We start from the raw sequence: 22,430 nt of genomic DNA on the forward strand, positions 1-22,430 counted from the left end.
ATGCCTATTTTATTGAATTGTGAATTATATTAAGCACCTGGTTTAGTTCGTTAGCGTTTATCTGGCCAGGAGCAGAGGCTTTTTCAATAGCTCCAAATGTAATTGCAGAGCCGAAGGCTTCCCCGCTTAATCTGCTTATAAGCCCAGTTGATGCCATTGACATGGTAACTACTGGCTGGTGGGCGTAATTACTTACCATTTCTTCTGTGGCAAAAAGGAGAGTTATAACATCCTTTTGGCTGTTTGGCATAACAGCTATTTTTAAAATATCAGCGCCAAGGTCTTGCATTTTGCAAAGGCGCTTAATTATCTCATCCTTATCAGGAGTTTTTTCAAAATCGTGATTAGACACAATAACTTTAATATCATTTGAATGGGCGTTAAAAAGAATATCCTTTACCACGTCATCACCAGTGAAAAGCTCCACATCGATTAGGTCGATGAGCTTTGTAGCAATAACCTCATTGCTAAGCCTTGCGTAGGCTTCTTTATGGATAGATTTCTCCCCACCTTCTGTAGCTGTACGGAAAGTAAATAAAATAGGTGTGTTGTCTAAAATGTTACGTAATTCTTCTAGAACAGCTTTTACCTTTTCAAATTCAAAAACATCATCAAACCAATCAGCTCGCCATTCAACTATATCGCAAGGAACATCTTTTAGCTTCTTAGCTGATGCTATAATTTCATCCTTTGTGGTGGCTACTATAGGAACACAAATCTTTGGTATACCTTCACCTATATTTACGTTTTTTACTGTTACAGTATTCATAACTTAATTCCCTTCAATTTATAAGTGTCATTTATTATCAAATAGTGTATCATAATCATCAAAAGAGCAAAAGGAGAATGCTATGGAAAGCGTAAAAGCATTAAGAAATGGTAAATCATTCGACTACAACATAGTTCTTATTGGGTTTATGGGGACAGGAAAATCCACAATTGCTGAGTGCTTAAGTAATTGCTTTGATATGAAAAAGGTCGAGATGGACCAGGAGATAGTGAACAGAGAGGGAATGTCCATAGCAGATATTTTCAGCGTTCACGGGGAAGAATATTTTAGAGATGCTGAAACAAATCTATTGAAGGAAATGCAGTCTGAAAAAAATGTTGTAATATCTTGCGGTGGAGGCACTCCGCTTAGAGATGTGAACGTTCAAGAGATGAAGAAAAACGGAAAAGTAGTGCTTCTTACTGCAAAACCAGAAACCATATATGAGCGTGTAAAGGACGATCATGACAGACCGCTTCTTGAAAATAATAAGAGTGCAAAGTTTATAGAGGATATGCTTTTGAAACGACAGGATAAATATTTGGCAGCAGCCGATATAATCGTGGAAACTGATGGAAAAAGCAAGCTAGAAATATGCAAGGATATAGTATCTGCACTTACAGCACTTGAAAAATAAAAGTAAAGTCTGGGTGTTATCTCAATGGATAACACTCAGGCTTTCTGTTTTTATATACGGCAAATTCTTTAAAGCCGCAATCTTCAAGTAAATCTGGAAGTCGGGCAAAATCGGCTGCTACATCTTCTGGTGTGTGGGCATCAGCACCAAGAGTAATAAGCTTTCCGCCCAGTTCATGGTATCGTTTGATGATTGATGGTGCAGGATTTGGGGCATTCATTCCTTTTCTGAATGCAGCTGTGTTTATTTCTAATGCCTTATCAAGCTTTACGATTCTTTCCAAAATAGCATCGATTATTTCAGCATAAGGAAGGTGAGAATTGTGCTTTACTTGCTCAGATGGAGCATATCTAAAGGCGTAATCCAAATGACCAAGAGTATCAAAGTTGGTGAAAGCTGTGATATTTTCAAGAATGCATTCGTAGTATCTTTGTAAGAGCTTTTTTTCATCGTCTCTTTCCCAAAAGCTTTCAAAGTAAGGATCCCACCCATCAACTATATGAGTGCTTCCAATGATGAAATCATAAGGTCTGTCAGAAGCGGCTTTGTTGCATCTGTCAGCAACATGTGGCTGTATGCCTATCTCAAGGCCAGTCAATATGGTGAAATCTTTTGTTGAATTTTCATCTGAAAGAGCCTTAATAGTAGGATAGTAGTCACTAAGATTAAGGTCGAAAAAACCATACTGTTTTGGATAATCAATATCTAAGTGGTCGGTAAAGGTGATACCTGATAATCCTTTTGATTTTGCAGAATTAATCATATCAAGTGGATTGGCATCAGAATCACCTGAAAAGTTACAGTGCATATGATTGTCCCAAAGCATATTTGCCTCCTGAATAAAATTTTTAAATTTTTCCTAATTCTATCACAGGCCTTGATTTAAAACTAGTTTCGAGCCTATTATTGGGAAGAGTTTGAGAAAAATTTAACAATATTTCATTTTGGGGTTGAAATCTATTTAGACATTGTATAAAATGAAGTGCATAAGGGCGCTTTTGTGGCGACCTAAGAAAATTTTAAAAGAATCTTTAGGAGGATTTAAAAAATGGCAGTAAGAGTAGCAATTAACGGTTTTGGCCGTATCGGACGTCTTGCATTCCGTCAGATGTTCGGCGCAGAAGGTTACGAAGTAGTAGCAATCAACGACTTAACTAGCCCAAAGATGTTAGCACATCTTTTAAAGTATGATTCATCACAGGGAAAGTACGAGCATGCAGCTGAGGTTTCTTACACAGATGATTCAATCATCGTTTGCGGTAAGGAAATCAAGATTTATGCATTCCCAGATGCAAACAATTGCCCATGGGGTGACCTTAAGGTTGACGTAGTTCTTGAGTGCTCAGGATTCTACACATCAAAGGAAAAGGCACAGGCTCATATCAACGCTGGTGCTAGAAAGGTTGTTATCTCTGCTCCTGCAGGAAACGATCTTCCTACAATCGTTTACAATACAAACCATGAGACACTTAAGGCTTCTGATACAATCATCTCAGCAGCTTCATGTACAACAAACTGCTTAGCACCTATGGCTGACGCACTTAACAAGTACGCTCCAATCCAGTCTGGTATCATGGTAACAATTCACGCTTACACAGGTGATCAGATGACACTTGATGGCCCACAGAGAAAGGGTGATCTTCGTCGTTCACGTGCAGCAGCAGTTAACATCGTTCCTAACTCAACAGGTGCAGCAAAGGCTATCGGTCTTGTTATCCCTGAGCTTAACGGAAAGCTTATCGGATCTGCTCAGCGTGTTCCTACACCAACAGGTTCTACAACAATCCTTACAGCAGTTGTAAACAAGAAGGACGTTACAGTTGAAGCTATCAACGCAGCTATGAAGGCAGCTTCAAACGAGTCATTCGGTTACAACGAGGATGAAATCGTTTCTTCTGATATCGTAGGTATGAGATTTGGTTCTCTCTTCGATGCTACACAGACAATGGTTTCTAAGATCTCTGATGACCAGTATGAGGTACAGGTTGTTTCTTGGTATGATAACGAGAACAGCTACACATCTCAGATGGTTCGTACAATTAAGTACTTCTCAGAGTTAGCTTAATTCGTTTTTACGAAATACGACTTTAAAAGGGTCCGGTCCTATTGGACCGCGGCCCTTTTTTTTGAATAATGGAGGATTTAAAAATGGCATTAAACAAAAAGACAGTTGATGACATCAACGTAAAGGGTCGCCGTGTTCTTGTTCGTTGCGACTTCAACGTACCACTTAAGGGTGGAGTAATTACAGATGAGACTCGTATTAACGCAGCTCTTCCAACAATCAAGAAGCTTATCGCTGATGGTGGAAAGGTTATCCTTTGCTCACATCTTGGAAAGGTTAAGAATGGTCCTAACGAGGGCGAGTCACTTGCACCAGTTGCAAAGAGCCTTTCAGAGAAGCTTGGTAAGGAAGTAAACTTCGTTTCAGATTACAACGTAACAGGTGAGGCTGCTACAGCTGCTGTTAACGCTATGAACGAAGGTGATGTTGTTCTTCTTCAGAATACTCGTTTCAGAGGCGAAGAGGAGACAAAGAACGGTGAGGCATTCTCTAAGGAGCTTGCTGATCTTGCTGATGATTATGTATGCGATGCTTTCGGTTCATCACACAGAGCTCACGCTTCTGTAGCTGGTGTTACAAAGTTCATCTCAGCTAAGGGTGGTTCTAACGTAGTTGGATACCTTATGCAGAAGGAAATCGATTTCCTTGGAAACGCTGTAGAGAACCCAGTACATCCATTCGTAGCAATCCTTGGTGGTGCTAAGGTTGCTGATAAGCTTAACGTAATCAATAACCTTCTTGAGAAGTGCGATACACTTATCATCGGTGGTGGTATGGCATTCACATTCCTTAAGGCTATGGGATATGAAATCGGTACATCACTTTGCGACGATACAAAGCTTGATTACTGCAAGGATATGCTTGCAAAGGCTAAGGATATGGGTAAGGAAATCCTTCTCCCACTTGACTCTGTTACAATCAGTTCATTCCCTGATCCTATCGATGCTCCAGTTGAGACTAAGACATTCATGAACGAGGATATGCCAGCTGATCAGATGGGTTGCGATATCGGACCTAAGACAGTAGAGCTTTACGCTAGCAAAGTTAAGTCTGCTAAGACAGTTCTTTGGAACGGACCAATGGGTCTTTTCGAGAACCCAGCACTTGCTGCAGGTACAAAGGCAGTTGCTCAGGCACTTGCTGATACAGATGCTACAACAATCATCGGTGGTGGTGATTCAGCAGCAGCTGTTAACCAGCTTGGTTTCGCTGACAAGATGAGCCACATCTCTACAGGTGGTGGAGCATCTCTTGAGTTCCTTGAGGGTAAGGAGCTTCCTGGCGTTTACGCAGCAGACGATAAGTAAATCGTAAAGGCGATATATTTTTATTATTAAAATAATTTTAAATAGCCATGAGTCAGAAATTTAGCAAATACTCTCAAAAGACCTTGATGAGCCATCCCTACTTAGATGGCACGAAAGTGGCATCTTACGTAGGGCAATGAGCGAATAAGAGCGAAAGCGTGTCTGTGAGAGTGTTTGATAAATTGATGGCGAAATGGCGAGAGAAGAGGTAAATTATGGCAAGAAGAAGAATTATTGCCGGCAACTGGAAGATGAACATGACACCTTCTGAGGCTGTAAAGCTTGTTGCTGAGCTTAAGGATTTAGTAAAGAACGATGATGTAGACGTAGTTTACTGCGTACCTGCAATCGACATCGTTCCTGTAGTAGAGGCTGTAAAGGGCACAAACGTTAACGTTGGTGCTGAGAACTTCTACATTGAAGATAAGGGTGCTTTCACAGGTGAAATCTCAGCTCCTATGCTTGTAGATGCTGGTGTTAAGTACGTTATCATGGGTCACTCTGAGAGACGTGACATCTTTGGTGAGAATGATATCCTCATCAACGCAAAGGTTAAGAAGGCATTCGCTGCTGGTCTTACACCAATCCTTTGCTGTGGCGAGTCACTTGCACTTCGCAAGGCTGGCACATACAAGGAGTGGATTGAGCGTCAGATTACTTGGGATCTTTCAGGCGTTACAGCTGACCAGGTTAAGAATCTTGTTATCGCTTATGAGCCAATCTGGGCTATCGGTACAGGTGAGACAGCAACAGCTGATCAGGCTGAAGAAGTTTGTGGATTCATCCGTGAGCTTATCGCTAAGCTTTATGATGGAGCTACAGCAGAGGCTGTTCGTATTCAGTACGGCGGTTCTATGAACGCTTCAAATGCAGCTGAGCTTCTTAGCAAGCCAAACATCGATGGTGGTCTTATCGGTGGTGCTTCACTTAAGCCAGATTTCGGCAAGATTGTTAATGCTTAATAGACTATAAAAAACTCCTAAAGTTTTTATAAATGCATCAGTTTTCTGATGCATTTTTTTTATTTAAATAAGGGCATTTTTATGATATAATTTGCGCTGATGGACTTATGTGTCTATGGAGGATTTTATGAAGCGTAATATTCAGCTATTTTTAATATTATGTATGTGTTCCTTAGCATTATCTGCTTGTAAAAACAAAGAAGAAAAAGTAGATGATAATGACACTACTGAGCAGGTAGCACTTGACGATGTTGAGGTAGAAGATTACACAGTTCTTAACTATAACGAACTTGAGGTTTTAGCTTACGAAGGCGATACAGATGCCATGGTAATGCTTGGACGTATGCTTGAATATGGTGCTGATGATGTTAAACAAAGCTTTACAGAAGCAATTTCTTGGTATCAAATGGCATCTGATTCGGGTAATATAGATGGTACATGTGCTTTAGGTTATTTTTACTTAACAGGTACAGGCGTTGATAAGGACTTGGATAAGGCTTTAGAACTGTTTGATTCAGCTATAGAAGGCGGTTCAGCTAACGCATACGTCGGTAAAGCAAGAGTTCTTCTAGAACAGCTTGATATAGAGCAGTCTGTAGATGAAGATTCTATTACAAACACTGCAAACAATGATAATTCAGAAGCTGATTCAGAAGATGATGAAGCAGTTATTCCAGAAGAAGAAAAAAACATCTATGATTTATTCTATAAAGCACAAATCTCAGGAGATGTGGATGGCGCTTATTATCTTGGCTATGCATACGAAAACGGCATTGGAATTGCAGTAGATTACAAAAAAGCATTTGATTATTATTCTCGTGCAGCTAAATATAACAGCACAGATTTAGCTGATCAGAACGCAATAAACAAAGCAAATGTTGCTCTTGGTCTTTTATATGTAAAGGGCGAAGGCGTAGATGCTGACAGTGAGCAGGCGATAACATTTTTTGAGACAGCTTCAAATAATAACTATGCAAAGGGAAGTTATTATTTAGGTCAGATATATGAAAACGCAGTTGGCGTTGACAGAGATTATGAAAAAGCCATGGAATATTATCTTATGGCAGCTGATTTAGATTATGCACCAGCGCTTAATCAAATCGGTTATATGTATTACAATGGATATGGTGTGGATGTAGATTTTGCATCTGCAGTTTATTATCAAAAGCTTGCAGCTTTGCAGGGTTATGCAATAGCTCAGGTTAATCTTGGTTTTCTATATGAAAACGGATACGGGGTAGAGAGGAATTTGGAAACAGCTTTATCGTATTATGAAATGGCTGCTGATTCGGGTTATGAAGGAGCAATGGAGGCTGTTGTCCGAGTAAAGGCGCAGATCAATGAAGAAATGTAACTATTTATGCTTAGTTATACTTTACGTTAGCGTATTTTTGCTTAATGGATGCGGTAAAAAAATCACAGAGGTTGATACAGTTCACTTAGAAGAGAACCAACCGCAAAAAATCGAAATAGTAGATTTGTCAGATGCTTGGGATACAATCCTTAACAACAGCACTAACGAATTTATTGGAGGTCATCCTGTAGATGAATCATTTCTTGGAATGGTCACTGCAGATTATGGCGAAGAGGTTATCGAAGAAATAGCTAGCTATGCTAATTTCGATACACCAGATATCTGGTATCAGCTTACAGGTAAGAGTATTCATGTCTTATGGTATGAATATTGTGATTTAACAGGACTTCAGCAGTACAACTTTGACAAGACATATGTCTTAGATAAGCAGATTGATGGTGATATAGTTTTAGATTTCACAGGTGATGTATCATTTGCCAATGGAATTGCCACCACTAATTATATGGATCATCAAATGAATGGCATATATGATTGTTTTTCTCAAGATCTTTTGGATGAAATGCAATCAGCTGACATTTTGATGATAAATAATGAATTTTGCTATTCAGATAGAGGCACAGCTCTTGCAGGAAAAGCATACACCTTTAGAGCTAATCCTAACAGAGTATCACTTTTGAGTGATTTGGGTGCAGATATCGTTAGTGTTGCCAATAATCATGTATATGATTACGATGAGATTGGCTTTTTAGATACGCTTGATACTTTAGCAAAGGCTAATATGCCTTATGTTGGAGCAGGTGTTAATTTAGAAGAGGCAAGAAAGCCAGTTTACTTTATTATAGGAGGCAGAAAAATAGCTATTGTTGCTGCCACCCAGATAGAGCGAACATTAAACTATACAAAAGAAGCAACAGGAGTATCTCCTGGTGTTATGAAATGTTTACATCCAGAGGCTTTTTGTGAAACAATCAAAGAGGCTAAGGCTAATGCAGATTATGTTATAGTTTTCCCTCATTGGGGAACAGAAGGAAATGCCTATCATGGTGGTGATCAGGTAGCGCTTGCAAGGGTATTTGTTGAAGCAGGTGCTGATGCTATTATTGGCGGACACACCCACTGCCTTCAGTCAGTGGAATACATTGATAATGTCCCTGTTTTTTACAGCCTTGGTAATTATTGGTTTGCAACCACAGGAAACATGCCATCAACATATGACACTGGTTTGGCACAAATAAGAATTACACCTGAAGGGAATATTGAATCCAAATTCATCCCATGTCAGTTTAATGCTGGAGTTACCAGCATGCTTAATTCGGAAGATATAGCATATAGCAATATCATAGATAGCCTTAATAAAATGTCGATTTCTGCTGTTATCGACGGGGCGGGCAATATTAATAAAAAATAAATAGTTTTTCTAGCAATGCTAGATAATAAGGAGGAATTACTATGAGTAAGAAACCTGTAGTACTTATGGTTCTTGATGGATATGGTCTTAACGACAATCCAAAGGGAAATGCCATTGCAATGGCAAAGACACCTGTTATGGACAAGCTTATGGCTGAATGCCCTTACGTGGCAGGACAAGCTTCTGGAATGTTTGTTGGACTTCCTGATGGTCAGATGGGTAACTCAGAGGTTGGACACATGAACATCGGTGCCGGCCGTATCATATACCAGGATTTAACACGTATCACTAAGGCAATTAGCGATGGTGAATTCTTCGAGAACAAGGTTTTACTTGAAGCTATCGAAAATGCTAAAAAGACTGGCGGAGATATTCATCTTTGGGGTCTTCTTTCAGACGGTGGTGTTCATAGCCACATCGAGCACCTTTACGGAATGCTTGAAATGTGTAAGAAGAACGGTCTTACAAATGTTTTCGTTCACGCTTTCCTTGATGGACGTGATACTCCACCAGCATCTGGTAAGGATTTCTTAGCAACACTTCAGTCGAAGATGGATGAAATCGGAGTTGGTGCTATTGCATCTCTTTCTGGTCGTTACTACGCAATGGACCGTGATAACAACTGGGACCGCGTTGAGAAGGCTTACAATTCCTTAGTTAAGGGCGAAGGCGTTCTTGCAACTTCAGTTCAGGATGCTATGCAGGCTTCTTATGATGATGGAGTTACTGATGAGTTCGTTCTTCCAACAGTTATCACTGATGCAGAAGGCAAGCCACTTTCACTTGTTAAGAATGGCGACTCAGTTGTATTCTTTAACTTCCGTCCAGACCGAGCTCGTGAAATTACTAGAGCATTCTGTGATGACAAGTTTACAGGATTCGATAGAGAATTCCTTGATTTATACTATGCTTGCTTTAAGGATTACGACGAGACAATCCCTAACAAGCACATCGCTTTCGAAAAGGAGAGCATTACAAATACATTCGGCGAGTTCTTAGCTAACAATGGTAAGAAGCAGTTAAGACTTGCAGAAACTGAAAAATACGCACACGTTACATTCTTCTTCAACGGTGGTGTTGAAGAGCCTAATAAGGACGAAGAAAGAATCCTTGTTAATTCACCAAAGGATGTAGCTACATATGACCTTAAGCCTGAAATGTCGGCACCAGAGGTTGGAGCAAAGCTTGTTGAAGCTATTAAGTCTGACAAGTACGATGTAATCGTTATTAACTTTGCTAACCCAGATATGGTTGGTCATACTGGCGTTATAGATGCAGCTGTTGCAGCTGTAGAGCGTGTTGACTCACTTGTAGGAGATGCCGTAGAAGCAATCAAAGAAAAGGATGGAGCATTATTCATCTGTGCTGATCACGGTAATGCTGAGAAGATGATTGATTATGAGACAGGAGAGCCACACACAGCTCACACAACAAATCCTGTTCCATTTATCTTAGTTAACTATGATAGTGACTACACACTCCGTGAGGGCGGCGCACTTTGTGACATCGCTCCTACACTTATCGAGATCATGGGTCTTGAACAGCCAAAGGAGATGACCGGTAAGTCATTATTAATTAAGAAATAAATAGCAATTGCTATTTAAATAAACTAAATAAAAAGAGAGAGGATTTGATTATGAAACCAATTAAAGAAGGAAAAGTAAGAGAAGTATACGATAATGGAGATAGCATTATCATGGTGGCAACAGATCGTATATCTGCATTCGATGTCATTCTTAAGAACAAGATTGTAAACAAGGGTGCAGTGCTTACCCAGATGTCTAAGTTCTGGTTCGATTTAACCAGCGACATCGTTCCAAATCACATGCTTTCAACTGATGTAAAAGACATGCCTGAGTTTTTCCAAAACGAAGAATACAAAGGTAAGTCAATGATGTGCAAGAAGCTTAAGATGCTTCCAATAGAGTGCATCGTCAGAGGTTACATCACAGGCTCTGGCTGGGCTAGCTACAAGGAGAACGGTACAGTTTGTGGCATAAAGCTTCCAGCAGGATTAAAGGAATCTGATAAATTACCTGAGCCTATTTACACTCCTTCTACTAAAGCAGAAATTGGTGATCATGATGAAAATATCTCTTTCGAACGTTCCATAGAGGTTCTTGAAAAGGAATTTCCTGGTCATGGTGAAGAGTACGCCAAGGCTCTTCGCGATAACACAATAGCTCTTTACAAGAAATGTGCTGACTATGCTCTTACAAAGGGCATCATCATTGCAGATACAAAGTTCGAGTTTGGTCTTGATGAGGATGGCAATGTAGTTCTTGCAGACGAAATGCTTACTCCAGATAGCTCACGCTTCTGGCCACTTGAAGGTTACGAAGCAGGACATGGTCAGCCATCATTTGATAAGCAGTTTGTACGTGATTGGCTTAAGGCTAATCCAGATTCTGACTATCTTCTTCCACAGGATGTTATCGATAAGACAATCGATAAGTACTTGGAAGCTTACAAACTACTTACTGGCAAAGCACTCGAAGTGTAAAGCATTTTGGTAAATATATTGAGCTAAATAAAACAAGAATTTTGAGAGTACAGTGAAAACGATGAAAAATTCTTGTTTTATTTGGCGGTATGTATTAGGAGATTTTATGACAGATTTGAATGTAAAGGACATGCCATGGGACGATTTGCATGAGGAGTGCGGCGTCTTTGCCATGTATGATTTTGACGGTGGGGATGTTGCCTCCTCTATTTATTATGGCCTTTTTGCCTTACAGCATAGAGGACAGGAAAGCTGCGGTATAGCAGTATCAGACACAAACGGACCAAAAAGAAATTTCTCTTTAAATAAAGGAATGGGACTTGTAAATGAAGTCTTTGATCAGGATATCTTAGAAAGCATGCATGGTGATATCGGTGTAGGACACACCAGATATTCCACAGCAGGCTCATCTACAAGGGAGAATGCTCAGCCACTTGTTATTTCCTACCTTAAGGGAATTCTTGGAATGGCTCACAACGGAAACCTTATCAATGCCGAAGAGCTTCGTGATGAGCTTTCAAGAACAGGAGCTATTTTCCAAACTACCATAGATTCAGAAACTATAGCATATCTGATTGCAAGAGAGAGACTAAACAGCGCCACAGTTGAGGAAGCTGTTGTTAGAGCATGCGATAAGATTAAGGGTGCATATTCACTTGTTGTTATGAGCCCAAGAAAGCTTATTGCTGTTCGCGATTCTCAGGGATTTAGACCTCTTTGCATCGGAAAAAGAGACAATGCCTATGTGGTTGCCTCTGAAACCTGCGCATTAGACACTGTTGGTGCAACATACATCAGAGATGTGGAGCCTGGAGAGATGATTACAATCTCACCTGAGTTTGGCATTAAATCTGATAAGAGCAGATGTGTTGATAAGAGCAAGCACGGACGCTGCATCTTTGAATACATTTATTTTGCCAGACCAGACAGTATCATTGACGGACAATCTGTTTACGAGTCACGTATCAGAGCTGGCCGTTTCTTAGCACAGGATTTTCCTGTAGATGCTGATTTAGTTGTTGGCGTACCAGAATCTGGTAACGCCGCTGCCCAGGGATATTCATTGGAATCTGGCATTCCATACGGAACCGCCTTCGTTAAAAACAGCTATGTTGGACGTACCTTCATTAAACCAAAGCAGGCTAGTCGCCAGTCATCAGTACAGGTCAAGCTAAATGCATTGCGTGAGGTGGTAAAGGGCAAGCGAATTATTATGATTGATGATTCCATCGTTCGTGGCACCACATCTGACCGCATTGTAAAAATGCTTCGTGATGCAGGCGCCACAGAGGTTCATGTACGTATATCATCACCACCATTCTTGTGGCCATGCTATTTTGGTACAGATGTTCCATGTCGTGAGCAACTAATCGCATACAATCACTCCGTTGAGGAAATCAAAGATATTATCGGAGCTGATTCGTTAGCATACCTTGATTTCAAGCGTTTACCTCAGATGGTAGATGGCCTTGAAATTTGCCATGGCTGCTTCGATGGCACCTACCCTATGGACCCACCAACCACAGATATCCGTGGTGAATACGAAAAGTAAGGAGAATAATATGAGTACAGATAGATACACAAGCCCACTTTCAGAGAGATATGCTAGCAAGGAGATGCAGTACATCTTCAGTCAGGATAAGAAGTTTTCAACATGGCGCAGATTATGGATTGCCCTTGCAGAAACAGAGATGGAGCTTGGACTTTCACAGGATGGAAAGCCAGTTATCACTCAGGATATGATTGATGAGATGAAGCAACATATCGAAGATATTAACTACGATGTAGCTGTAGCCCGTGAGAAGGAAGTAAGACATGATGTAATGAGCCATGTTTACGCTTATGGTAAGCAGTGTCCAAAGGCTGCTGGTATTATTCACCTTGGTGCAACCAGCTGCTATGTTGGTGATAACACAGATATTATTATCATGCGTGATGCACTTCTTCTTATCCGAAAGAAGCTTGTAAATGTTATTGCAGAGCTTGCAAACTTTGCTGACAAATACAAGAACCAGCCAACACTTGCATTTACACATTTCCAGCCAGCACAGCCTACTACAGTAGGTAAGCGTGCAACACTTTGGCTTAACGAATTCGTTATGGACCTTGAGGACCTTGACTATGTTCTTTCAACTCTTAAGCTTTTAGGTTCTAAGGGTACTACAGGTACACAGGCAAGCTTCCTTGAGCTTTTCAACGGTGACAATGATACAATCGACAAGATTGACCCAATGATTGCAGAAAAGATGGGATTTAAGGCCTGCTATCCAGTTTCGGGTCAGACATATTCCAGAAAGGTTGATACAAGAGTTTGTAACATCCTTGCAGGAATTGCAGCAAGTGCTCACAAGATGTCAAATGATATCAGATTATTACAGCACCTTAAGGAAGTTGAGGAGCCATTTGAGAAGAGCCAGATTGGTTCATCAGCTATGGCTTACAAGCGTAACCCTATGAGATCAGAGCGTATCGCATCACTTTCTCGTTACGTTATGATTGATGCTCTTAACCCAGCTATCACATCAGCTACTCAGTGGTTCGAGCGCACTCTTGACGATTCAGCTAACAAGCGTCTTTCTATCGCAGAAGGCTTCTTAGCAACAGATGGTGTACTTGACCTTTGCTTAAATGTTGTTGATGGTCTTGTTGTTTACGATAAGGTTATTACAAAGCGCCTTATGTCTGAGCTTCCATTTATGGCTACAGAAAATATCATGATGGATGCTGTAAAGCTTGGTGGAAACAGACAGGAGCTTCACGAAAAGATTCGTACACTTTCTATGGAGGCAGGCAAGAACGTTAAGGTAGAAGGTAAGGAGAATAACCTTCTTGAGCTTATAGCTGCAGATGATCAGTTCCCAATGGGACTTGAGGAGCTTGAAGCTACTATGGAGCCTAGCCGCTATGTTGGACGTAGCCCACGTCAGGTTGAGGTATACTTGCGTGATGTGATTAACCCAATCCTTGAAGCAAACAAAGATATTCTTGGTATAAAGGCTGAGATTAACGTCTAATTTAATATTATTGCTAATAGAGCGCCCTATCTATACGATAGGGCGTTTTTTGTTCACAGATATTTAAAAATAGAGAATTATAATAAAAATTGTTACGTGTAGGACATTCATTAGGCGAGGTGTTTTTATGAAAAAAATATATGCGGGGTTATTAAGTGGATTGCTTGGATTAAGCATTTGCATTAGTGGTTGTGGCAAGACAAGTGAAGATAGCGTGCAAGAAGATACATCCGCTCAGGGGGAGAATCAGTCTATTACTCTTCTAAATATTAAGGGTGAAATTCAGTCTCAGCTTGAAGCTTTGGCATCTGTTTATGAAACAGAAACAGGGGTAAAGGTTAATGTTATTGGTGTGCCTGCAGGTGTTGATGCTCAGGCCACATTGAAGGGATATTATTTATCAGACCAGATGCCAGATATTATTGCGTGCGAAGCAGCCAGCTTTGCTAACTGGGAAGGACTGCTTGTGGATATGAGCGACCAGGAATGGGCAGGCAGAACAGATGCATCCTATGTGGATCCTACATATGGAACAATCGGCTTCCCTTATACTACGGAAGCTATAGGTCTTGCTTATAATGCAGACATTCTTAACAGGGCTGGAGTTGATCCTGCATCTATAACTAGTCTTGAAGCAATGCAGGCAGCCTTTGAAACCATCAATGCTAATAAGGAGGCCTTAGGGCTTACCGCAGTAGTTGATTATTGCGCTGAACCTGTCAATGTAGGATGGTCCAGTGGTAACCATATTTTTGGCGCTTATTTGGATTCGGGCTTGGCAAGAGATGATACTACTTATATAGATTTATTGAATAATGAAAAGAAGGTTGATGATGCAAGATTTGATAATTACGCAAGAATGATAGGTCTGTTTAATCAGTATTCAGACCCTGCCATTGCTACATCAGGAACCTATGATGAACAGTTATTAGGCTTTGCTTTAGGTAAATATGCATTTATTACTCAGGGCTCATGGATTGGAGCAGCTTTAACAGGAAGCAATTTATCAGATTATGAGGCTGCAGGAAGCTTTGAGGTTGGAATGGTTCCATATGCATTTGAAGATGGCATGAACACCATTTTGACATCAGCACCATCATGGTGGGCTGTATCAAAGGAAGGCAACGTGGAAGCCGCAGAGGCATTTCTTCAGTGGTGTTCTGAGGATGCAGGCCAGAAAATACTGGTAGAAGATGCAGGCTGTGTAAGCCCATTTACCGATTGCAGTTATGTAGCTTCAGACCCATTTGCAAAAACAGTATCTGATTATATTTCACAGGGAAAGACATCTAACTGGCACTGGATGGGTATGGCAGAAGGATTAGGAAATAGTGAAGGTGGTCTTTGTTATTGTTTCTATAGATATGCAAATGGTGAACTTGACGCCGCAGGCTTTAAGAGCGAAATAAATCGAACAATTGAAGAATGGTATGCAAAATTGTAGCGGGGAGGATAGGATTATGAAAAACAAAGCAGACAATGGGGTTTCACCAATCAATTCAATTGTAGTTAGAATATCAGCCCTAAATATAGGTATGTTGGTAGCCTTTTTGGTGGTTATGATTTTTATCATGCGAGCAATGACAACATCCACCACCAGCAGTATTGATATGTTTGGTTCTATGATGTCCCTTACATCTCATGAAGCGGCTTTAAAAACTGATGTAATGTCTTTATACGACCAGGTTACAGGATATATTGCATCTGATGCTACAGAGACAAAAGAAGCTCTGTTACCACAAATCGAAATTGCAGAGCAGAAAATTGAAGATGATATTAGCCAGCTAAATGAAGACTTTGCTCAGTACGATAATGAAAGAGCCACAAATCAGCTTCAGGAAATATCTGGTCAGTATGAAAGAATGATAGAACTAATAGATGCTGCTATAGCTAAATGTGACTCTGGGGATCAGACTAACGCATACAGAATTCTTTTTGATAAAGCAGAGATTCAAAAGGTTGCAATAATCCACTCGACAGAGGTTTTAGATGAAGCCATTTCTGATTCAGCAGAGGATACCAGTAAGTTGATGAATGAGCTGATGAATCAGGGAAAAATAATAGCTGCTATTGGTGCAGTAATTATCATCGTTCTCATCGTTTTGAATTTCCTTGTTAGCTACTTTAGTATCGTTGTCAAAGTTAAAGACATTAGTAAGGAAGTTAACGAAATTATTGATAACATCGAAAAGGGACGTGGTGACCTTACAGCTAGAATAGAAACCAAGACAAAATCAGAGCTTAGCTATATTACAAATGGTATCAACCATTTCATCGAGACTTTACAGGGAATTATGAAGGATGTAAAGGATGGTACAGTTGTACTTACAGCTAGTTCAGAAGAAGTTAGTTCACAACTGAGAATTGCAGATGACAATGTAACCAGCTCGTCAGCAGCATTAGAGCAGCTTTCAGCTAATATGGAATCGGTTGTTGGAATTCTTGACTCTATTAACGAGAGAGTCGAGGATGTTAAGGTTGCAGCTCAGAAGATTACAGATCAGGCAGAATCTGGTTCTAGTACAGCTAACGAAATTAAGCAGGAGGCCGATGACCTTCAGGTTAAGGTTAACACGAAAAAATCTGATGTTGGCGAAAAAATGGCAGCTCTTTCAGATACTCTTGAAAAGTCAGTTAAGGACTCTGAAAAGGTTAGTCAGATTAGCGATTTGACAAATGATATTTTGGATATTGCAAGCCAGACAAATCTCCTTGCACTGAATGCCTCTATCGAAGCAGCCAGAGCAGGTGAGGCAGGAAAGGGCTTTGCTGTTGTTGCAGATGAGATTAGTGCACTTGCAGCAAACTCTCGTCAGACAGCAGCTACAATTCAGGATATCGCCAATGAGGTAACATCAGCTGTAAATACACTTGCAGATAACGCAAAGGATGTATTGGAGTTTATCAACGGCACTGTTATTGGTGATTATGATGAGTTCGTTGATACAGGTGAGAAATATGGACATACTGCAGAAGTAATGAATGAAATGCTTACAGAGTTTACTGAAAAGGCAGATGGCCTAAATGAAATCATGAAGGCTATGGTAGAATCAGTTGAAACAATCACTCAATCTGTACAGGAAAGTTCAGTTGCTATAAATATGAGTGCTGAAAATTCAGCAGAGATTGTGACAGGTATTAAGAAGATATTTAAGGCAATGGATAAGAATACTGAGGTAGCAGAACAACTTAACGATACAACACAAAAATTTACTTCTCTGTAAAAACAGTTGCCTGCAATGTGATACTATTTTAAAATAAAAAAGGCAGTGGGGAGTGTGCATTGCGCACTCCCTTAATTATTTAGATGGGTAATGTAATGAAAAGATTCAGAATAATTTCAGTAGTATTAGTCGCAGTACTAATCGCATTTATATTTGTAGTTCTTCACATGAACAAAAATATCGGGGAAGATATAAGCTCTGATATGGCGTATGATAAATACACTATAAACTTTCTTGATGTATTTGATACCAGCACAGATATCACTGGCTTTGCGGCATCTCAAAATGATTTCAATAAAGAAGCTAATTTAATAAAGGAACAGCTTACATATTATAATAATCTTTATGACATTTATAATGATTATGATGGATTAAACAACATCAAAACAATCAATGACAATGCTGGAATACAGGCTGTAGAGGTTGGACCTGAAATCATTGACCTATTGGAATTTGGTAAGGATATGTATGACCTTACTGATGGCAATGTTAATATCGCTATGGGTTCGGTTCTTAGGATTTGGCACGAATATCGTGAATACGGTATTGCTAATCCTTCAAATGCAAGCTTGCCAGAATTAGCTGAGCTAGAAGCTGCTAAAGAGCATACAGATATTAATAAGGTTATTATCGATAAAGAAGCTATGACTGTGTATCTTGAGGACGCTGATATGTCTCTTGATGTGGGAAGTATCGCAAAGGGATATGCCGTGCAGCAGGTCCTTGAATACTGTAGAAATGAAGGAATGAATAATATTCTTTTTAGCGTTGGAGGAAATATAGCAGGACTTGGTGGCAGAGTTGATGGAACTAATTTTAAAATAGCAATTCAAAATCCAAATCTTGAAAGCGCTGATCCTTATATCGAAAGAGTTGAAATAGAGGATGGACAGTGTGTGGTATCTTCTGGTGATTACCAACGTTATTACGAGGTGGATGGAAAAAGATACTGTCATATAATTAATCCAGACACACTATATCCACCCGAAACATTTGCAGGAGTATCTATCCTTACTGATGATTCAGCGAAAGCAGATGCACTGTCAACAGCACTTTTTAATATGACATTAGAGGAAGGACAAAAGTTTATAGAATCCCTGGATAACGTTGAGGCTATGTGGGTTTACCATGATGGCACAGTAGCTTATTCAAAACATTTCAAGGATTATGTTATAGACTAAATTATTATGAAGAAGAATGATATTATATTGATAATTTGCATATTGGTGGTAGCTGGACTAGTAATTGCTATGACTAGATTCACAAATCAAACTAAGAATGGTGATGAGGCAGTAGCAGTAGTGACTATCGACGGAATTGAATATGCCAGATATCCACTTGATAAAGATGTAACTGAAACAATCGAAATCTCGGATAATAATTATAATGTCATAAGCATTCACGATGGCCAATGTGAAATATCAGATGCCAGCTGCCCAGATCAGATATGTGTTTATCACAATCCGATAGAAAACAATGGGCAAACTATAGTATGCCTCCCAAACAGGCTTGTGGTAACCATAGAAAACGGATCTGATAACGATATAGATGGGGCTACATATTAGGAGGTCACATGAACACTAAAAAAGTTGCTTATTTAGGATTATTTATAGCTCTTGCATTTGTGCTTTCCTATGTGGAGTTTTTGCTACCCCTTAGTATAGGTATTCCAGGTGCTAAAATTGGTCTTGCCAATTTAGTAGTTATGGTTGCACTTTATACAATTGGTAATAAAAATGCATTTTTGCTTTCTTTAGTTCGTGTCATTCTTGTAGGACTTACCTTCGGTAATCTTGCAATGATGATATATTCCATGGCTGGTGCAATGCTTTCCTTTTTGGTAATGATAATTGCCAAGAGAACAAAGCTCTTTTCTATAACTGGAGTCAGTGTTTTAGGCGGTGTATTCCACAATGTTGGGCAGATACTAGTAGCTATGCTTGTACTAGATACAGCAAGTCTTATTTATTATTTACCATTTCTTATTGTAATTGGAACAATTTCAGGTATAGTAATTGGTGTTATATCCGGTATGATAACCGCTAGGGTTGGAAGACTGTTTGATATAAAATAATGTGATAGTTTTTTAGAAAACTTTATTGCATTAAAGTGGTGAATGATGTAAAATCTGTACTAGATTTTTTATCTGAACTACAGAATCTGAAAGGAGATATTGTAATGAAATTTAAAAGTAGTTATTTACAGCGCGTTTATGACGGACTTGAGTCAAGAAACGCAGAACAGAAGGAATTCCTTCAGGCAGTTAGCGAGGTTTTAGAGTCTTTAGAGCCAGTTGTTGCTGCTAATCCTAAGCTTGAGGAGCTTGGCGTTATTGAACGTATCGTTGAGCCAGAGCGTATTATCCAGTTCAGAGTATCATGGGTAGATGACCAGGGCAAGGTTCAGGTCAACCGTGGATACAGAGTTCAGTTTAATTCAGCCATCGGACCATACAAGGGAGGTCTTAGACTTCACCCTTCAGTAAATTTATCAGTTATTAAGTTCTTAGGCTTCGAGCAAATCTTTAAGAACTCACTTACAACACTTCCTATCGGTGGTGGTAAGGGTGGTTCTGATTTCGATCCTAAGGGTAAATCAGATATGGAAATCATGAGATTCTGTCAGTCATTTATGACAGAGCTTGCTAAGCATATTGGTGCTGATACTGATGTACCTGCTGGTGATATCGGTGTTGGTGCTCGCGAAATCGGTTACATGTACGGTCAGTACAAGAGACTTCGCAACGAATTCACAGGTGTACTTACAGGTAAGGGATTATCTTACGGTGGTTCTTTAGCTCGTACACAGGCTACAGGTTACGGCGTATGCTACTTCACACAGGAAATGCTTAAGTCTGCAAAGAATGATTCATTCAAGGGTAAGACAGTAGCAGTTTCAGGTGCTGGTAACGTTGCAATCTACGCTATCGAAAAGGCATATCAGCTTGGCGCTAAGCCAGTTACATGTTCAGATTCTACAGGCTGGATTTATGATCCAGAAGGAATCGATCTTGAACTTCTTAAGGAAGTTAAGGAAGTTAAGAGAGCTCGTCTTACTGAGTACGCTGCAGCTCGTCCATCAGCTGAGTACCACGAGAAGAAGAACGGTGAGCACGGTGTATGGCAGTACAAGGTAGACATTGCTCTTCCATGTGCTACACAAAACGAGCTTAACGAAGAAGATGCTAAGATGCTTATCGCTAACGGTGTAACAGCAGTAGCAGAAGGTGCTAACATGCCTTCTACACCAGAAGCAGTTGCAGCATTCCAGGCTGCTGGCGTGCTCTTTGGACCAGCTAAGGCTGCTAACGCAGGTGGTGTTGCTACATCTGCACTTGAGATGTCACAGAACTCTGAGAGACTCCACTGGACATTTGAGGAAGTTGATTCTAAGCTTAAGGGAATCATGGAAGGAATCTTCCACGCTTGTGATGATGCTTCTAAGAAGTACGGAATGGAAGGCAACTATGTTGCAGGCGCTAACATCGCAGGCTTCGAGAAGGTTGCTGACGCCATGATGGCACAGGGTATTGCGTATTAATTAAATGACGAAAATCTCCTGTTACGGCAACAAGCATTATATTTCTACGCTCGACAACATGTCTCGCTTAAGAAATACAATAGCTTGTTACCTACAGGAGATTTTCTGTTTTTCTAAGTATAAAAAGAGCTAGCTATGAGAAATTATAGCTAGCTCTTTGCTTTACGGTTTAATCTACAACGCGGTCTTCGATAGGAATGTATTTCTTATGTGGACATACAGTCATATAGGCTGGTCTCATAATCTTACCCTTGTGGCAAACCTCTTCCATTCTATGTGCACTCCAGCCGGCGATACGTGCTATGGCAAATATTGGAGTGAATAACTCGCTTGGAATACCAAGCATCTGATAAACAAATCCTGAATAGAAATCCACGTTTGGTGAAACACCCTTATAAATCTTTCGCTCCTCAGCGATAATCTTTGGTGCAAGCTTTGCGACTGTTTCGTAAAGGTTGTATTCCTTTTCCATACCCTTTTCAACAGCAAGCTTTTCCACGAAAGAGTGGAAGGTAAGAGCACGAGGATCTGATATAGAATAAATAGCATGTCCCATACCATAAATAAGGCCCTGTCTATCGAAGGCTTCTCCATGAAGTAGGGCGCGTAAATATTCGCTAACCTCTTCTTCATCATCCCAATCCTTTAAAACGGATTTCATTTCTTCGAACATCTTAACAACCTTAATATTTGCACCACCGTGCTTAGGGCCCTTAAGAGAACCTAATGCTGCAGCAATAGCAGCGTATGTATCTGTACCAGAAGATGAAACCAGGTGAGTGGTAAATGTAGAGTTGTTACCACCACCATGCTCCATATGAAGGATTAAAGCTACATCTAAAAGCTTGGCTTCAAGTGGAGTAAATTTACTGTCTGGTCTTAAGCAATGTAATATGTTTTCTGCTGTAGAATAATCAGGTCTAGGTTGATGAATGATGAGCGATGCATCATTATAGTAATAATCGTAAGCAGCATAACTGTAAACTGAAAGCAGAGGGAAGCAGGCAATAAGCTGTAAGCACTGTCTAAGTACGTTTGGCTCAGATGTATCATCCGCTCTGTCATCATTGGAATATAGAGCAAGAACTGATCTTGCAAGAGAGTTCATCATATCCTTTGATGGACTTTTCATAATCATATCTCTAACAAAGTTTGGTGGAAGAGAACGATAATTTGCTAAAAGAGTTTTGAATTCTTCAAGCTGTTCCGCAGTAGGAAGAGTTCCAAATAATAAAAGGTAAGTACACTCTTCGAAACCGAAGTGTTGTTCTAATGGAATGTTCTTAACTAAATCCTGAACATTGTAGCCTCTATAAAAAAGCTGACCATCGCAAGGCACTTCTTTGCCATCAACAAATTTCTTAGAATTAACTTCTGAAATTTCAGTGATACCAACAAGAACACCTTTACCATTTAAGTCACGCAAACCACGTTTTACGTCGTAGGTGGTATATAATTCGGGGTCTATATATGAGGATTTTTTAGAAAGCTCCGCAAGCTTTTCTAGCTCTGGAGTGATTTCGCTGAAGTTTTCGATTGCCATAACAAATTTCCTCCTTTAACACACTAAAGTGATTTAAAGTATGTTACCATAAACAGTGTAATTGCACAAGTTTTATAGCTGATTATTGTATAAATGTGAAAACAATTTTTTGTTTAAACGATTGACTTTAAAATGTCGAAAAA

The 22,430-nt window shown here is 39.9% G+C and carries 19 protein-coding genes; 16 read left to right on the plus strand and 3 right to left on the minus strand.

Annotated features, from left to right (window positions below):
- Positions 1 to 4: 4 nt before the first annotated feature.
- Positions 5 to 769: a type I 3-dehydroquinate dehydratase gene (gene aroD, locus G611_RS0104495; protein ID WP_028242614.1), complete on the minus strand. Its 765-nt coding sequence runs from the start codon at positions 767 to 769 to the stop codon at positions 5 to 7.
- A gap of 82 nt (positions 770 to 851) precedes the next feature.
- On the opposite strand from aroD, the gene G611_RS13870 reads away from it, so the two are divergent.
- Positions 852 to 1,406 (plus strand): shikimate kinase, encoded by a 555-nt coding sequence (locus G611_RS13870; RefSeq protein WP_051195063.1) that lies wholly within the window; start codon positions 852 to 854, stop codon positions 1,404 to 1,406.
- 16 nt (positions 1,407 to 1,422) lie between these two features.
- Here G611_RS13870 and G611_RS0104505 read toward each other — a convergent pair whose 3' ends face one another.
- Positions 1,423 to 2,232, minus strand: a complete 810-nt coding sequence (locus tag G611_RS0104505) for a histidinol-phosphatase HisJ family protein (RefSeq protein ID WP_028242615.1) — start codon at positions 2,230 to 2,232, stop codon at positions 1,423 to 1,425.
- Positions 2,233 to 2,454: 222 nt separating this feature from the next.
- Here G611_RS0104505 and gap point away from each other — a divergent pair, with 222 nt between their 5' ends.
- The 15 genes from gap to gdhA all read left to right on the plus strand — a co-directional run bounded on the left by gap (position 2,455) and on the right by gdhA (position 20,744).
- Complete coding sequence (gene gap / locus G611_RS0104510) at positions 2,455 to 3,471, plus strand: type I glyceraldehyde-3-phosphate dehydrogenase (RefSeq protein ID WP_028242616.1); 1,017 nt, start codon at positions 2,455 to 2,457, stop codon at positions 3,469 to 3,471.
- Between the two features lie 83 nt (positions 3,472 to 3,554).
- A complete protein-coding gene (locus G611_RS0104515) occupies positions 3,555 to 4,778 on the plus strand; it encodes a phosphoglycerate kinase (protein ID WP_028242617.1) in 1,224 nt (407 codons plus the stop codon).
- Between the two features lie 215 nt (positions 4,779 to 4,993).
- Entirely contained in the window at positions 4,994 to 5,740 is a 747-nt protein-coding gene (tpiA, locus tag G611_RS0104520; RefSeq protein ID WP_028242618.1) for a triose-phosphate isomerase, read from the plus strand.
- A gap of 127 nt (positions 5,741 to 5,867) precedes the next feature.
- A complete protein-coding gene (locus G611_RS0104525; RefSeq protein WP_028242619.1) occupies positions 5,868 to 7,094 on the plus strand; it encodes a tetratricopeptide repeat protein in 1,227 nt (408 codons plus the stop codon).
- Positions 7,081 to 8,463, plus strand: a complete 1,383-nt coding sequence (locus G611_RS13875; protein ID WP_051195064.1) for a CapA family protein — start codon at positions 7,081 to 7,083, stop codon at positions 8,461 to 8,463. Before G611_RS0104525 ends, G611_RS13875 begins: the two co-directional genes overlap by 14 nt.
- Before the next feature lie 41 nt (positions 8,464 to 8,504).
- Positions 8,505 to 10,049, plus strand: a complete 1,545-nt coding sequence (gpmI, locus tag G611_RS0104535) for a 2,3-bisphosphoglycerate-independent phosphoglycerate mutase (RefSeq protein ID WP_028242620.1) — start codon at positions 8,505 to 8,507, stop codon at positions 10,047 to 10,049.
- Between the two features lie 50 nt (positions 10,050 to 10,099).
- Entirely contained in the window at positions 10,100 to 10,966 is an 867-nt protein-coding gene (locus G611_RS0104540; protein WP_028242621.1) for a phosphoribosylaminoimidazolesuccinocarboxamide synthase, read from the plus strand.
- 106 nt (positions 10,967 to 11,072) lie between these two features.
- Positions 11,073 to 12,518 (plus strand): amidophosphoribosyltransferase, encoded by a 1,446-nt coding sequence (purF, locus tag G611_RS0104545; RefSeq protein WP_028242622.1) that lies wholly within the window; start codon positions 11,073 to 11,075, stop codon positions 12,516 to 12,518.
- Positions 12,519 to 12,528: 10 nt separating this feature from the next.
- Positions 12,529 to 13,980 carry an adenylosuccinate lyase gene (gene purB, locus G611_RS0104550; RefSeq protein ID WP_028242623.1) on the plus strand — a complete coding sequence of 484 codons (1,452 nt, stop codon included), beginning with the start codon at positions 12,529 to 12,531 and terminating at the stop codon, positions 13,978 to 13,980.
- A 127-nt stretch (positions 13,981 to 14,107) separates the two neighbouring features.
- On the plus strand, positions 14,108 to 15,424 hold the full coding sequence (locus tag G611_RS0104555; RefSeq protein WP_028242624.1) for an ABC transporter substrate-binding protein: 1,317 nt from the start codon (positions 14,108 to 14,110) through the stop codon (positions 15,422 to 15,424).
- Between the two features lie 16 nt (positions 15,425 to 15,440).
- Positions 15,441 to 17,204, plus strand: coding sequence for a methyl-accepting chemotaxis protein (locus tag G611_RS0104560; protein ID WP_028242625.1), 1,764 nt, complete (start codon positions 15,441 to 15,443; stop codon positions 17,202 to 17,204).
- Positions 17,205 to 17,299: 95 nt separating this feature from the next.
- Positions 17,300 to 18,385: an FAD:protein FMN transferase gene (locus G611_RS0104565; RefSeq protein ID WP_028242626.1), complete on the plus strand. Its 1,086-nt coding sequence runs from the start codon at positions 17,300 to 17,302 to the stop codon at positions 18,383 to 18,385.
- Between the two features lie 6 nt (positions 18,386 to 18,391).
- Positions 18,392 to 18,769, plus strand: a complete 378-nt coding sequence (locus G611_RS0104570) for a NusG domain II-containing protein (RefSeq protein WP_028242627.1) — start codon at positions 18,392 to 18,394, stop codon at positions 18,767 to 18,769.
- Positions 18,770 to 18,777: 8 nt separating this feature from the next.
- Positions 18,778 to 19,278, plus strand: a complete 501-nt coding sequence (locus G611_RS0104575) for a Gx transporter family protein (protein ID WP_036948098.1) — start codon at positions 18,778 to 18,780, stop codon at positions 19,276 to 19,278.
- Between the two features lie 104 nt (positions 19,279 to 19,382).
- Positions 19,383 to 20,744, plus strand: a complete 1,362-nt coding sequence (gene gdhA / locus G611_RS0104580) for an NADP-specific glutamate dehydrogenase (RefSeq protein WP_028242629.1) — start codon at positions 19,383 to 19,385, stop codon at positions 20,742 to 20,744.
- Positions 20,745 to 20,913: 169 nt separating this feature from the next.
- On the opposite strand, the gene G611_RS0104585 is transcribed toward gdhA, so the two are convergent.
- Positions 20,914 to 22,287, minus strand: coding sequence for a citrate/2-methylcitrate synthase (locus G611_RS0104585; RefSeq protein WP_028242630.1), 1,374 nt, complete (start codon positions 22,285 to 22,287; stop codon positions 20,914 to 20,916).
- Between the last annotated feature and the right edge of the window lie 143 nt (positions 22,288 to 22,430).

The organism is Pseudobutyrivibrio ruminis AD2017 (assembly GCF_000424305.1).
In the GTDB taxonomy this organism is placed as follows: Bacteria; Bacillota; Clostridia; order Lachnospirales; family Lachnospiraceae; genus Pseudobutyrivibrio; species Pseudobutyrivibrio ruminis_B.

Bases quoted from the DNA above. Each gene is read 5' to 3' on its own strand.
- G611_RS0104540 (WP_028242621.1), top strand. From the start codon at position 10,100: ATGAAACCAATTAAAGAAGGAAAAGTAAGAGAAGTATACGATAATGGA.
- purB (WP_028242623.1), top strand. From the start codon at position 12,529: ATGAGTACAGATAGATACACAAGCCCACTTTCAGAGAGATATGCTAGC.
- G611_RS0104515 (WP_028242617.1), top strand. From the start codon at position 3,555: ATGGCATTAAACAAAAAGACAGTTGATGACATCAACGTAAAGGGTCGC.
- G611_RS13875 (WP_051195064.1), top strand. From the start codon at position 7,081: ATGAAGAAATGTAACTATTTATGCTTAGTTATACTTTACGTTAGCGTA.
- gpmI (WP_028242620.1), top strand. From the start codon at position 8,505: ATGAGTAAGAAACCTGTAGTACTTATGGTTCTTGATGGATATGGTCTT.
- G611_RS0104505 (WP_028242615.1), bottom strand. From the start codon at position 2,232: ATGCTTTGGGACAATCATATGCACTGTAACTTTTCAGGTGATTCTGAT.
- G611_RS0104575 (WP_036948098.1), top strand. From the start codon at position 18,778: ATGAACACTAAAAAAGTTGCTTATTTAGGATTATTTATAGCTCTTGCA.
- G611_RS0104555 (WP_028242624.1), top strand. From the start codon at position 14,108: ATGAAAAAAATATATGCGGGGTTATTAAGTGGATTGCTTGGATTAAGC.
- G611_RS0104560 (WP_028242625.1), top strand. From the start codon at position 15,441: ATGAAAAACAAAGCAGACAATGGGGTTTCACCAATCAATTCAATTGTA.
- G611_RS0104570 (WP_028242627.1), top strand. From the start codon at position 18,392: ATGAAGAAGAATGATATTATATTGATAATTTGCATATTGGTGGTAGCT.
- G611_RS0104525 (WP_028242619.1), top strand. From the start codon at position 5,868: ATGAAGCGTAATATTCAGCTATTTTTAATATTATGTATGTGTTCCTTA.
- gdhA (WP_028242629.1), top strand. From the start codon at position 19,383: ATGAAATTTAAAAGTAGTTATTTACAGCGCGTTTATGACGGACTTGAG.
- G611_RS0104565 (WP_028242626.1), top strand. From the start codon at position 17,300: ATGAAAAGATTCAGAATAATTTCAGTAGTATTAGTCGCAGTACTAATC.
- tpiA (WP_028242618.1), top strand. From the start codon at position 4,994: ATGGCAAGAAGAAGAATTATTGCCGGCAACTGGAAGATGAACATGACA.
- purF (WP_028242622.1), top strand. From the start codon at position 11,073: ATGACAGATTTGAATGTAAAGGACATGCCATGGGACGATTTGCATGAG.
- aroD (WP_028242614.1), bottom strand. From the start codon at position 769: ATGAATACTGTAACAGTAAAAAACGTAAATATAGGTGAAGGTATACCA.
- G611_RS13870 (WP_051195063.1), top strand. From the start codon at position 852: ATGGAAAGCGTAAAAGCATTAAGAAATGGTAAATCATTCGACTACAAC.
- G611_RS0104585 (WP_028242630.1), bottom strand. From the start codon at position 22,287: ATGGCAATCGAAAACTTCAGCGAAATCACTCCAGAGCTAGAAAAGCTT.
- gap (WP_028242616.1), top strand. From the start codon at position 2,455: ATGGCAGTAAGAGTAGCAATTAACGGTTTTGGCCGTATCGGACGTCTT.